This is a genomic window from Halochromatium glycolicum (assembly GCF_016584085.1).
Taxonomy (GTDB): Bacteria; Pseudomonadota; Gammaproteobacteria; order Chromatiales; family Chromatiaceae; genus Lamprobacter; species Lamprobacter glycolicus.
This window is the reverse complement of record NZ_NRSJ01000034.1, coordinates 42,697-55,455: the sequence shown is the minus strand read 5'-3', so window position 1 is coordinate 55,455 and position 12,759 is coordinate 42,697. Positions and strand designations below refer to the sequence as shown.

The 12,759-nt window shown below is 64.1% G+C and carries 8 protein-coding genes and 1 pseudogene; 5 read left to right on the top strand and 4 right to left on the bottom strand.

The window, feature by feature from the left end:
• The first annotated feature begins 132 nt into the window (after positions 1 to 132).
• The 5 genes and pseudogenes from CKO40_RS16705 (at position 133) to CKO40_RS16685 (ending at position 2,022) form a co-directional block, all read left to right on the top strand.
• Positions 133 to 435 carry a hypothetical protein gene (locus tag CKO40_RS16705; RefSeq protein ID WP_200347582.1) on the top strand — a complete coding sequence of 101 codons (303 nt, stop codon included), beginning with the start codon at positions 133 to 135 and terminating at the stop codon, positions 433 to 435.
• Positions 422 to 820 carry a PIN domain-containing protein gene (locus CKO40_RS16700; protein WP_200347581.1) on the top strand — a complete coding sequence of 133 codons (399 nt, stop codon included), beginning with the start codon at positions 422 to 424 and terminating at the stop codon, positions 818 to 820. The genes CKO40_RS16705 and CKO40_RS16700 overlap by 14 nt, the downstream gene beginning before the upstream one ends.
• Before the next feature lie 105 nt (positions 821 to 925).
• Positions 926 to 1,303: pseudogene (locus CKO40_RS25200) on the top strand (anti-phage BREX system Lon protease BrxL); the annotation flags it as partial.
• Between the two features lie 51 nt (positions 1,304 to 1,354).
• Positions 1,355 to 1,819 carry a BREX system Lon protease-like protein BrxL gene (locus CKO40_RS25195; protein WP_338074206.1) on the top strand — a complete coding sequence of 155 codons (465 nt, stop codon included), beginning with the start codon at positions 1,355 to 1,357 and terminating at the stop codon, positions 1,817 to 1,819.
• Positions 1,771 to 2,022, top strand: coding sequence for a hypothetical protein (locus CKO40_RS16685; protein ID WP_200347577.1), 252 nt, complete (start codon positions 1,771 to 1,773; stop codon positions 2,020 to 2,022). The genes CKO40_RS25195 and CKO40_RS16685 overlap by 49 nt, the downstream gene beginning before the upstream one ends.
• Before the next feature lie 187 nt (positions 2,023 to 2,209).
• Here CKO40_RS16685 and CKO40_RS16680 read toward each other — a convergent pair whose 3' ends face one another.
• The 4 genes from CKO40_RS16680 to CKO40_RS16665 form a co-directional block, all read right to left on the bottom strand.
• The gene (locus tag CKO40_RS16680) at positions 2,210 to 5,908 is read right to left on the bottom strand and encodes an EAL domain-containing protein (protein ID WP_200347576.1); all 3,699 of its coding nucleotides are present in this window, start codon (positions 5,906 to 5,908) and stop codon (positions 2,210 to 2,212) included.
• A 364-nt stretch (positions 5,909 to 6,272) separates the two neighbouring features.
• A complete protein-coding gene (locus CKO40_RS16675) occupies positions 6,273 to 8,717 on the bottom strand; it encodes an EAL domain-containing protein (RefSeq protein WP_200347575.1) in 2,445 nt (814 codons plus the stop codon).
• A gap of 87 nt (positions 8,718 to 8,804) precedes the next feature.
• On the bottom strand, positions 8,805 to 9,746 hold the full coding sequence (locus CKO40_RS16670; RefSeq protein ID WP_200347574.1) for a phosphate/phosphite/phosphonate ABC transporter substrate-binding protein: 942 nt from the start codon (positions 9,744 to 9,746) through the stop codon (positions 8,805 to 8,807).
• Positions 9,747 to 9,849: 103 nt separating this feature from the next.
• Entirely contained in the window at positions 9,850 to 12,720 is a 2,871-nt protein-coding gene (locus CKO40_RS16665) for a putative bifunctional diguanylate cyclase/phosphodiesterase (protein ID WP_200347572.1), read from the bottom strand.
• Positions 12,721 to 12,759 lie beyond the last annotated feature (39 nt).

The window sequence follows — 12,759 nt, the reverse complement described above, 5'->3', positions numbered from 1 at the left end:
AACAACTCTTCGCGTGGAAAGGTAGCCGTTGAACGATAAGCGACGCCTGCCAAATCCATCGCCTGCTGCCAAACTCGAAGATTGCGATGACCGCGCTCACTCATACCGAACCCCGAACCCCGAACCCCGACCATGCAACAAGCCCTTCAGATTCAAACCCAGGTCGACCAAGCATTGGTCGACGCAATCCCTGCCCTCAAGCCTTTGCTCGGACATCGTGTGCAGGTGATCGCACTCGACTTGGAACAGTCGACGATCCCTGATGGTATTGATGCATCTCAGTCGGTGGGCGCTGAAGCGCCGGCACAAGGCAAGCTCACCTTCGACGAATTCCTTGCGACACGACCCGCGTGGCCGTCGGACCGACCCGCATTGACCTTGGACGAAATTGAGGCAGGCATCAGGCAGGGGGCAGTCGATAGTGCAAGCCTTTGATACCAATGTGCTAGTCAGATTGGTGCTGGGCGACGACCCGGCTCAAGCTGCTCTGGCTGCGCGTTACTGGTCGGAAGCCTTGAAGTCGGGAGAGGTTTTTCTCCCTGTTGTTGTGTTGGTCGAGCTGGTTTGGGTCCTCGCTCAGGTTGCGCGCCTGGATCGTCGACGAATCCACTCGGAGCTGATGCGCCTGACCAATATGCAGGGCGTCATTGTCGAGCGGGCAGAGGTGGTCAATGCTGCTGTGAATCTGTATGCCATCTCATCCGCGGACTTCGCAGATTGTGTCATCCTTGAATCTGTGCGGGCGGCAGAAGCGCTGCCGTTGTACAGCTTCGACCAGCGCCTCACCCGAATAGACGGTACCAAAGGGTTAGCCGAATAGACGTGCCAACGGCGCCGCTCGCGGTGCTAAGTGATCAACAGAAGCCCAGAAACCCACTCGCAAAACCAATAGCCTAGCTCCCGGACCCCGGCCCCCCGGACCTTCATGAACGACACCCGCCGCTCCCGCGACCCCTTCGACGACAAGGCAAACTGCATCTTCGCGGGCAAAGTGGTGCGCAAGGACCTGGTTCGGACGGTCAAGGTCGGCGCCAATGTGCCGGTGTTCGTGCTGGAATACCTGCTCGGCAAGTACTGCGCCTCGTCCGACGAGATGGCGATCCAGATGGGACTTCAGGTGGTCAACGATACCCTGGCGGAAAACTATATCCGCCCGGACGAGTCGACCCGCGCCCAGAGTAAGGTCAAGTAGAACGGCAAGCACACCTTCATCGACAAGGTGAAGCTGCGGCTAGTGGACTCGCAGTACTGGGCCGAGTTGACGAACTTCGGCCACAAGTTTGTGCATATCCCGGATCACGATGTGCGCGATTTCGACCGCCTGCTCACCGGCGGGATCTGGGCGCAGATCGACATGCGCTTCGAGTACGACGAGGAGAACAGGGGCAAGAACCCGTTCTGGATCGACAAGCTGACGCCGATCCAGCTGGCGACCTTCGACCTGGAGGAATACCGCCGGCTGCGCGCCGAGTTCACCACTGACGAGTCGCTGGACTTCATCCTACGCAGCATGGGCTACGAGCCGACGGTGATGGAGCGTCGCTTGAAGCCGCTGTTTCTGAGCCGCCTGATCCCGCTGTGCGAGCGCAACTACAACCTGGTCGAGCTGGGCCCGCGCGGCACGAGCAAGAGCTACGCAGTGCAGGAGCTTTCGCCCTATGCGTTCCTGCTCACCGGCCCGACGACGGTCGCCAACCTGTTCGGCCACATGGACGGCAAAAGGTCGAGGCCGAGATCGGCGTCGCCTTCTTCGTTGCCGCCTACTCGGCGTTGCGCAAGGCGCCTCCCCAGCCCGCGCTTTTGGTGCTCGGCAACATGAGCATCCAGGGCAACATCAAGCCGGTACGTTCACTGACCGAGCCCCTCCAGGTCGCGATGGACAACGGTGGCAAGCGCGCGCTGATCCCGATCGAGAACAAGCGGCAGTTCTTGGAGGTGAACGCGGACGTGCTGGAGCAGGTCGATCCAGTGTTCTTTGGGGACATGCGCCAGGCGGCGTTCAAGGCGTTGGGGCTCAGCTGAACCGGCAGCAGGCCCCACTGTCCGTCGTAATGACCGTGAAGCGCTGTGGAGTGCGGCCGCTGGCTTGCGCGCAATGGGCATCTAGGATTCCGATGGGGTCATCTCTATTCAGTATAGCCTCTCTGCGCTTCAGCGCCTGCCAAGGTGCTTGCGAACGGCGCGCCCCATCTCGATCAAGCCCTGCGGCTCAATCGCGGCGCTGCATCAACCGCATCAGTTGCGCCATCTTGGCGGTCAGCTCTCGGCGCGCTGCGTGAAGATCGGCGAGGCGGTTCCTTGCGATCTGACGCTGGCCGCTGCGCGCGTAGAGCAACAACGCTTCCGCGAGCGCATGGACATGCTCATGCAATGGGCCGATCTCCTGAAACTCCGGCAGCGCAGCGTACCAAGCCGTCTCATGAACTTGGTGCCAGTGTCCAAAGGGGCAATCGGCCGCGCTCATGGCGACCACGGCATCAGGCACCACACGCCCCTCGAGCACGCGCATGACCTGGTTCACCCATTGGCGGTGATTCAGCGCCGCCATCATCAGCTCGATATCGGCGCAGTCGCCACTCTGATCGGCGTCTGGCCATTCCTTCCATGACGGCCAGCGCAGGCACCAATCGGGCAATTCCGCAGCCGGCATGGGCCGAGCGATCCCGTAACCTTGACCGTGTCGGCATCCTAGCCAGGTCAGCAGCACTGCATGCTCCAGCGTCTCGATCCCCTCGGCGATCACCAGCCGGCTGAAGGCCTGGGACAGCCTCACCACGCTCTCGACGATCTCCATGTCGCCGGGATCATCGAGCATATCGCGCACGAAGCTCTGATCGATCTTGAGCACATCGACCGCCAAGGCGCGGAAATAGGCCAGCGACGAATAATCGGTGCCGAAGTCGTCCAATGCGAACCGCACCCCGAGCGCCTGGCATTCGCTGAGGATACGGTCGGCCCGCTTGAAATCGCTGAGCGCGGTCGTCTCCACGATCTCGAGCTCCACATCCTCCGGCGTGACCGACGGATGCCGCGCGAGCTGCTCGTTCAACCGCTTCGCGAACCCCGGCTCCGTCAGGTGGCCCGCACTGATGTTGATGCCAAGGGCGAGCTTCAGTCCCTGCTGATTCCACAGTGCAAGCTGCTCGAGTGCCGAGCCGATCACCCAGTCGCCGAGCGCTCGCTCCAATGCACGGCCTTCGACCGCAGGCAGAAAGAGACCGGGCGCCAGCAGCCCCTTGCTCGGATGCTGCCAGCGGATCAGGGCCTCGGCGCCGATCACCTCACGGCTGATCAGGTCCACCTGAGGCTGATAGTAGAGCACCAATTCATTCCGTTCGAGCGCCTGCTCGAGCGCATCCTGATCGGGTCCAGCGACCGCATACTCCTGAACCGCTACCTTGTCGTAACGGCAATAGCGGTTACGCCCCGTCTCCTTGGCGTGATACATCGCTTGATCGGCATGACGAAGCAACGTATCGGGGTCCGAGCGATCCATCGGATAGAGCGTAAAGCCGATGCTCGCGAAGACCTGATGGCTGGCATCGCCAATGCGAATCGGCTGCCTGACGCTGGTCAGGACACGCTCGAGCAGGACCTCGCAAGCCTCAGGATCGTGCAGCTCGGGGAACATCAGGACGAATTCGTCACCGCCAAAGCGGGCGACCGAATCCTGGACCCGCAGCGCCTGCTGCAGGGCCTCGGCCACCTTGATCAGGAGCTGGTCGCCGACGTCATGCCCATAGCGGTCGTTGATCGGCTTGAAGCCGTCGAGATCGAGATAGCAGACCGCCAGCGCGCGCCCGCTGCGATCGGCCAGGGCGACCGCCTGTGTGAGCCGATCGGTGAGCAAGCGCCGATTGGGCAAGCCGGTGAGCGGATCATGGTAGGCGATACGCTCCAGCTCGGCCTCATGCGCCTTGACCTGAGTGATGTCGGAGAAGACCGCGACATAGTTCTGCACCGCCCCGGCATGATCGAGCACCCGGGAGACAGACAGGATCGCAGGAGCCGGAGTACCGTCCTGACGCCGCAGCCAGACCTCGCCCTGCCAAGCGCCGCTGTGCTCGAGCGCGGCCCAGAGCGCGGTATCGAACAGACGCGGGTACTGATCCGATGAGAGCAGCGCGGGATCGCTACCGCGGATCGCGTCCTTGCCGAAGCCGGTGATGCGGCTGAAGCCGGGGTTGACGTCGAGGATGCGCCGCTGCGCATCCATGATCAGGATGCCCTCCAGACTGTGGGCGAAGACGCTCGCGGCCAAGCGCAATTGATGCTCTGCGGCGCGCCGGTCGGTGATGTCCTGCATCGAGCCGTAAACCGAGACGATGCGCCCATTCAGGTCCCGCTGCGGATAACCGCAGACTCGGCACAGCCACCGCGACCCATCCTGGCGAACCGCGTTGAGCTCCAAATCCAGGGGCTGACCGTCCGCGACCGCCTGGTCCAAGGCCTGCGCGAGCCGTTCACGGTCGGCCGCATCGAAGACCCATCCCTTGTCGGCAAACCGAATAGGCCCCTGCGCAGGCTCGAGTTGAAACAACCGAAACAGCTCCGGCGACCACAGCACATGCCCGCTCTCGAGTTCCCACTCCCAACTGCCTACCCGCGAGATCTGTTCGGTGCGGGCGAGCAATTCCTGCAAGCGCTCACGCTGCTGGTCGACGTGCTTGCGCTCGGTGATATCGACGTGGATACCCATCATGCGCAGCGCCTGACCGGCCTCGTCACGTTCGATCACGCGCGCCCGCGACAGCACCCAGCACCAATCGCCATCGGCCCGCCGCAAGCGGTATTCGATCTCGATCTGGTCTTCGCTCTCCATCAGCGACGAGACCTGCTGCAGCAGCCTTTCGCGATCATCCGGATGGAGCATCGCCTGCCAGTCGGCGATATGCAGGCGCAGGCCTTCAGCGCCTCGACCGAGCATCGACAGATAGGCCGCATTCACGGTCACCATGCCGCTGCGCGGGTCATAGTCCCAGACGCCATCACCCGCCGCCTCGATCGCGAGCTGCGCCCAGTCTTCACTGCGGCGCAAGGCCTCCGCCGTGCGCACCGCCTCGAGCGCATCGGCGGCCATCGAGGCGAGCTGACGCGCGCAGGATCGCTCGGTATCCAGGTATTTTGCGCGCTTGCCGCCAACCTCCAGGCGCGCCAACAAGCACCCCCCGCTGGAAGCGGGCAGCTCGACCTCGAGTCGACGGCCGGCGAACAGCCCCACCAGATGCTCGGCCGCGTGCCGCCCAGCCCGTATGCTGCTCAGCCCCGGTAATCGCTCACCGTCCCGATCCTCCACCGCTTCCATCGAGAACTGCAGCCCCTCCGGGTACTGGACGAGCAGGGCATCGAGCCGTTCCTTACGGCCGGGCTCGTAGAGCCGCAACCGAGCCACCGCGCCGCGGGTCAGCTGCAGGGTGTCGGTCAAGACCCGTTCGACGATGCTGCGGCCATCGCGCATGGCCGTGAAGCCGGAGAGGGCCAGGCGGGTCCGCAACAGTCGCTCGGCGCGCCGCGACTGACTGACATCGATCACAGTGGAGACGACGCCGAGCGCTGGCCGATCCGGGTCGATCAACGCCAAGCAGAGCACGACATCGAGGATCTGACCATCCTTGCAGCGCATCTCGGTGTCCATGCGGGCCACGCGCTGCAGCTGCAGTTGCGGATAGAGCGCCGCCCCAACCGCCTGATAGTGCTCATCGCTGATGTGCAATATCCGCGTCGTCTGACCGATCAGATCAGCCCGGGAATAGCCGGTCATCGCACAGAGCTGATCATTGACCTCGCGGATCTGCCGCTCGACCGTTACCGCCACACCGATCGGGGACGCCTGAAGCAGCGCATCCAGGCTCGCAGCCTGGGCGGTCGCGGTCTGTTCGGGCTCGGAAGGCGAACGGGCGAAGGGCATGGCGTGTGCGCTCGGGACGCGGTCGGTCGGCACCCGCAACGCCGCGAGCACTACATTGTCCTTTAAACCTACACTGTAAGTTGAGCGTTTCGCAAAGCATGCAAGCCGTTACTGACGGCCGTCCAGCGACCGTTTCTCGTCACAGTGTCGCCACGTCAGCGGGGCTTTGCTCTCGAGGCCCTGGCGGTATCGCTGGCGCAGCGCAGGCAGCCCTGAACGTCACACCGATCGGCGCGGGACGCCGTGCGCCCCTGAGTTGACGGGATCGAGCGAAACGCGGTGAATCTGCCGACCGCGATGCGACCGAGCTGGGATGGGTCGCGGGCCAGCTCGGACCCATGGTTGCAGCGTCATGATCAGGCGGTCACGCATCGAGCCAGTCCAATAGCTCCGGCAACGGCATCGGGCGCGCGATCAGATAGCCCTGGATCAAATCACAGCCCTGCTTCCGGAGCTGGGCGCGCTGGGCGGCAAGCTCCACGCCCTCAGCAACGCTCTCGATCCCCAACCCGGACGCGAGCCCGACGACCGCGTGCACGATCAGCGCATCGTCCTGATCGTCGAGCATGTCCTTGACGAACGAGCGGTCGACCTTGAGCGCATCGACGTCGAAGCGCTTCAGATAGGTCAGCGACGAATACCCGGTGCCGAAGTCATCGATCGCGAGCCGAACGCCGAGCGCAGCGAGCTGCACCGCGTTGCTCTGGCACTGCTCGTTGTCCAGCAGGGTGCTCTCGGTGATCTCGATCTCCAGCTGTTCGGGGCGCAGGTCGAACTCCGCAAGCGTCGACTCGATCTGTCCAATCAGCTCGGGCTGGCGCAGCTGGCGGGCAGAGAGGTTCACCGAGACCCTGAGATCGGCGAAGCCGCGTGCCCTCGATGCCGCCAGCGCCGCGCCGGCCTCACGCAGCACCGGCTGAGTCACTCGTGTGATCAGACCGGATGACTCCAGCACCGGCACGAAGCGCCCCGGCGACACACTGCTTTCACCGTCACCCCAACGCAGCAGCGCCTCGATACCGACCGGCACCGCATCCTCGACACGCACTTGCGGCTGAAAGTGCAGCCGCAGCTCGCCTTGGTCCAGCGCGGCGCGGAGCTGGTGCTCCAACACCAGGCGCTCGCTCGCGGCCCGTTGAAGCGCCGAGGTAAAGAAATGGAAGCTCCCCTCGCCTTTCTCCTTGGCTGCGTACATCGCGATATCCGCGTGCTTGATGAGCGTCTCGAGGTCGTCCGCATCCTGCGGAAAGAGCGCGATTCCGACACTGGCGGACACGAAGAGCTCCTGGCCGGCAAGCTCGAACGGCGCGCTGAGCGCATCGATCAGCTTACAGGCAACCGCGGAGGGAGACAGGGTTGCCGAGACACCCTCGATCATCAGCGTGAACTCGTCGCCGCCCATGCGTGCCAGGGTGTCGCAATCGCGCACCATGTCGCTTAGGCGCTGAGCTGCCGTGCGCAGCAGCGCATCCCCGACATCGTGGCCGAGGGCGTCATTGATCTCCTTGAAACGGTCCAGATCGAGAAAGAACAGGGCGACCTGACCGCCGTTGCGCCTCGTCTTCTGCACCGCATGCCGCAGCCGGTCGTAGAAGAGATTGCGGTTCGGCAGGCCGGTCAGGGTGTCGAAGTTCGCCAGACGCATCAGCTGCACTTGCGCCTGTTGCTGCTCGGTGATGTCCTGGATGGTGCCAAAGCTGGCGACCAGCCTCCCGTTCTCCTCGCATTCGGATTCACCCTTGATCCGCACGATCCGCAACGCGCCGTCGCGGCGCTGAATCCTGAGCTCGAACGAGACCGTCGTCTCGAACGCGCCCTGCAGGACCTGGGCGAGCTGATCGCGGTCCTGCGGTATCGCGGCCTGGACCAGGTCATCGATTCGATAGGGCTCGGTCCCACTGTCCAGTCCGAGGATCAGGTAGACGCCATGGGAGAGCTGTAGGGTCTCGCGTCCGGGACGCCATTCCCAACTGCCGAACGCGGCGATCTCCTGGGCCCGATGGAGGACGCGTCCGGCCTTCTGCAGATCGGCCGCCATCCGGTTGAGCGAGGCAGCCAGTCGCCCCAGCTCGTCCTCCGCCTGCGTCGGTAACTGGTGGCTCAGGTTTCCGGAGGCGAACTGTTCGGCCGCATCGCTCATCTCGCGCAGCGGACGCGATAACGAGACCGACAAGCGCCAGCCAATCGCCAGACTCACCAACAGGGCGACGATGAGCCCGATGGCGCCGATCGATAGAAACCAATCCTCGAAGCGCTCCCAAGCCGCCTCGATCTGCGCATGCACCCCTTTTAGCAACGCACGCTCGCGCGCATCGGAGAAGTCGATGCGTCCATAGCCGATCGCCTCATCACCATGGGCGATCCGGAAATAGAGCCGATCCCCGTTCTCGGTCTCCTCGATCAACGACGGCTGCTCCGATAGCCTCTCCGGCACCGACTCGATGCGTCCATGCCCCGCATTGGCGAGCGTCCCATCGGTGACCACCCGCCCCTGCTCGTCCAGGATCAGCACCGAGCGCGGCTCGAGCCAGGCATTGATTCGCGCGATCTCGGCGTTGAGTGCCGTCATGTCCAGATGATAGAGCGGGTTGAACAGCCGTCGGCTCAGGTAGGTGCTGCTCGCGCGCAGCGTGCGCTGGTCGTACTGACCCTGGATCTCGGAGAAGGATGCGGCCAGCTCATCGCGCAACTCGTTCGTCCCGCGATAGACAAAATAGCCCGCGAGCGCCAAGACGAGCGCCATCCCGAGCAGCAGCACGGCGGCGATCGCCACCGCATACTTGGTGCTCAACCGGCGGAAAGCAGGCATGCTCGCCTCATCAGCAGACATCCGGCCGCCCCGTCGAGACCGCCCCTGGCTTGCTGCCGCGGGCGGCAAGACCTGAAATAGACGCCTTCATTCGCCTGCATCAGCCTCCAGCCGTTCCAGCGCTTCATCCCAATAGGCGAGGTTGGCGCGATCGGCGCTGGTCAGCGGCTCGAACTTCGCGATCCGCGACGCGGCGGCAAGCGCCGCGCGCCCCTCCGGGTCTTGGTGCATCCCGTTCAGGATCTCGACCAGCTGCGCGCGCAGGCCCGGATCGACTGGGCCGGCAAACGAGAACAGCCAACGCAGGATCGGCCGTGTGCGGTGGAAGACGCGCAGCTCTGGCTTGATCGCCGCTGGCACCCGCTCCCAGTCGCCGTTATTGAAGGCGCCAGCATGGGCACGACCGGAGTGGACCCAATACGCCTGGTTCAGCTCCGATCCCGCAAACAGGAACCGCACCTGGTCGCCATCGACCGCCCCCGAATGTTCTGCAGCGACCGGTTCTGCGACCGGTTGCTCGGCGAGCTCCAAGCCAGCCTCAATCAATGCCGCGCGCGGCACATCAAAGGCCGAGGTCGACCGCGGGCTCTCGAAGGCGAGGACCTTGCCCCGCAGTTGCTCGATGCGCTGAATCGGGCTCTCACGGCGCGCAAAGAACACCGTATGGTATTGGCGCTGCCCCTTGCGCCAGACGAGCAGGTGCACGTCGATCCGGCCCGTCCTGCGCCGCAGCTTGAGCGTCGGCATCACGCCCTCGAGCAGGAGATCGACAGCGCCGTCGCTGATCCGCACGGCCATCTCGTCCAGGCTGCGCGCGATGACGAGGTCGCCCATGCGCTGCCCCAGCGGCCGCAGCTGCGCATCGAGGTAGGCATTGAGCGGCCCATAAAGCCCAAGCGCATAGGCCGGTCGGTCCGGCCGCTCGTTGATCACGCCGAGCCGAAGCGGCTCGAGCGCGAGCACCGGCCAGCAGAGCGTCAGACCGACCAGCAGGGCGAGCGGCGTGGACTGTCGGGAGAGGACTGACATCGTCGAATCACCTCGCATCTTGGCGGCCTGCCGGAATCAATGTCCGATCACTCGTCTGCCGGCGCTGCCCGAGGTCCCGCTGAGCACCGGTGCAGCATTCGGGTCAGCCAAGCGAGGTCGAGCTGTTGCCGGCAGCGGACCCTGATCGGCCGACAACGCCACCGGGTCCGTCTTCTGCCTGCTTGCCGAAGCGCGGCGGGGCTGAGCAGTCAAACAGGGCTTTCAGCTCGTCGAACGGCATCGGCCGCGCCAGCAGAAAGCCTTGCAGCACATCACAGCCCTCCTGCGCCAAGAAGTCCCGCTGCGCATGCGTCTCGACGCCTTCGGCGATGACCTTCAGCGACAATGTCTTGGCCATCGCGATCACCGCTCGGACGATCGCGGCATCCCGCGCATCGCCGGTACTGTCCTCTACCAGCGAGCCATCCAGCTTCAGCGCATCCAGGGGCAGCCGCTTCAGATAGCTCAACGACGAGTAGCCGGTGCCGAAATCGTCGAGCTCGATCCCGAGCCCAAGACGATGTAACTGACCGAGGACCTCGATGGCATGGTCCATGTCGACGAAGAGCGCGTTCTCGGTGAGCTCGAAGCTCAAGCAACGGGCAGCATCGGGTTCGCTCGCCAAGGCCTGCTCGACCTTGGTCAGGAAGCCCGGATCAGAGAACTGCCGCGGGCTGATATTGATCGAGATGGAGAAGTCCTCCGGGAGAGCGGCGCGCCGAAGCACGCGCAGATGCCCACAGACCGCCTTGAGCACCCACTCGCCGACCGGCACGATCAGCCCGGTATCCTCGGCCAGCGGGATGAAATGACCGGGTGACACCAGGCCGCGTGTTGGACTCTGCCAGCGCAGCAGGACCTCGGCACCACAGATGGCGCCGTCGGCGTGGAATTGCGGCTGATAGTAGAGCAGGAACTCTTGTTCCTGCAGCGCCTGCCTGAGCTCCTGGAGCAGCGAGGTACGCGATTGGATCGCGAGCAGCCGCTGCTCGCTGAACAAGCAGATTCGGTTGCGGCCGGACTCCTTCGCCTGGAACATGCCGATATCGGCCTGTCGGAGCAGGTCATCGACACTGATCGAGCCGTCCTTGAAGAAGCTGACGCCGATGCTGACGCTCGTATGATAAGAGGGCTGGTCGTCCCCGAGCTGATAGGGCTGGTTCAGGGACTGCTGGATGCTCTCGGCCACCTGCAGTGAGCGCTCCCGGGCCTCGCCCTTGTTGGGGCTCAACGACTCCAGCAGCACGACGAACTCGTCGCCACCGAGCCGGGCAATGGTATCCGAGGCCCGCACGCGCCGGGTCATACGCTGCCCGACCTCGACCAACAGCGCATCGCCGACATCATGTCCCTGGGTGTCGTTGAGCGTCTTGAAATTATCGAGATCGAGCATCAGCACCGCACCGATCTGCCCACTGCGCTGCGCGGCCGCCAATGCGTGCTCGATCCGATCGCGCAGCAAACGCCGATTGGCGAGCCCGGTGAGCGGATCGAACAGGGCGAGCTCGCGGATCTGCTCCTCGGACCGCTTGCGGTCAGTCACCTCCCAAACATAGCCGTACCAGCGCGTCCCGCCCTCAGGTAGACGCTCGGGTGTGGCGTGACTCTCGAGCCAGATCTCGCCGCGCTCCGGATGCTGGACCCGATATTGCTCGCCTCGAAGGCTCAGTTCCCGCGCCGAGACGAAGATCGAGTTGGAGACACGCTCGACGTCCTCGGGATGAATACAGGCGAAGATCATCGAGGCGTCCTCGTAGACCTGCTCTGGCCAAACCCCGAAGAGCTCACTGATACCTTGGCTGGCATAGGGGAACCGCGACGAGCCGTCGGGAGAGAGCTCGTATTCGTAGATGAAGCCAGGGATATTCTGCGACAACCGCTGCAGCCGCTTTGAGAGCTCGAGCCGCTCGGTCACGTCCTGGATCGTCCCGGCCAGCTGTAGCGGCGCGCCGCTGTCATCGTGCCGCGCGATGATCTGCTGGCTGATCGTGCGCTCCTGACCATCCGGCCGCAGGATACGGTACTCGAGCGAGAACGGCCCTGCACCGGTTCGAATCAGCGCCTGCTCCGTCTGACGCTGCCAAAGCCCTCGGTCCGCCGGCCTGACCAGCCGCGAGAGCGACTCGATGCCACGTGCCAGGTCATCCGGACCGAGCCCCAGTATCCGTTGCGCTTCACGCGAGCATGCCAACGTCTGCGTCTGCGGATGCCATTGCCAATCACCGACATGCGCGAGCGCTTGCGCTGAGACGAGTCGTTCACGTGTCTCTTGCAGCGTTGCGACGGTATCCTCGAGTGACGCGATCGACTCCCGCACCCGACGCTCGAGCGGCCAAAAGATGACGAACAGCTCGATGACGAGCGTCGCGAGCGCGGCCAGCCAGATCGCGAGTTCGAACTGCTCGATGCGCAGGATGGCCTTTCGACCGATGCGTTCATACTCCTCGACGGCCGCATCCAGGATGGGCTCGAGGGCATGGGGACCGTAGACGTTGAGGAAGAGATAGGCGGCCGAGTCCGGACTGAATTCCTCGAGCTCGGTCTTGTAGACCGTCCGTGCGCGGTCCAGGAAGCGATTGATCGCCCGATCGAGGCCGACCATCGGGTCCTCGTAGATGATGCGCAGGCTCTCATTCGTAACCTGCGGTATCCCCTCTTCCGGCGAGCCTTCGCGCAGTAATCGATGGGCCTCCTGAATCCGATTGATCGTCCTGCCAACCTGCGCCCGCGCCAGATTGAACTCGGCTGGCTCCTCGGCGAGGGCCATCTGACTCGCGAAATAGGCAACGCGGTTGACCAGACCACTCTGATGGCTCGCAAGATTCACGAGCCGTGCAAAGTTGCGCTGCTCCGAGACCACCCGCTGCATCGTCATGAACGAGGCCGTGACCAAGAGCGCGATCGCGCTCAGACCGATCACGTAGCGAACCCGAAGACTGCGTGTCGTCCTAGTCTTGAGAGCAGAGTCGTTCATCGAGTTTGGCCGCGTGCGGAGCTCGTCACCGCGGCCAGA